The sequence below is a fragment of the Rhodococcus sp. PAE-6 genome, assembly GCF_025290685.1.
GTDB lineage: Bacteria > Actinomycetota > Actinomycetes > Mycobacteriales > Mycobacteriaceae > Rhodococcus > Rhodococcus pyridinivorans.
Genome location: NZ_JAOCLZ010000264.1, coordinates 1 through 232, shown reverse-complemented (window position 1 = coordinate 232; position 232 = coordinate 1). Strand labels below are relative to the sequence as shown.

1 protein-coding gene is annotated in these 232 nt (G+C 68.1%); it reads left to right on the top strand.

The window, feature by feature from the left end; all coding sequences use genetic code 11:
- Positions 1 to 221, top strand: a 221-nt coding sequence (locus tag NVV99_RS26960) for a sigma factor-like helix-turn-helix DNA-binding protein (protein WP_260783353.1), incomplete at its 5' end; no start/stop codon positions are given.
- Positions 222 to 232 lie beyond the last annotated feature (11 nt).

Genomic DNA, 232 nt, shown 5'->3' with positions numbered 1-232 from the left:
GTGCGTCGTCTCGCAACGTGCGTCGCATCATGGCCGAGCCGCGGGAGGAGTACCTCTCTCGCGCTGACGAGCGTCGGGAGCGGGTGCTCGAACTACGCGCCCAGGGCATGAAGCTGCGCGAGATCGCCGAGGAGGTCGGCATGACAGTCGGTGGCGTCGGCACGATCCTGCTCCACGCGCGTAAGGCGGAGCAGTCCCAGTCCGAGGAGGCGACAGCGTGAGCGAGACGATC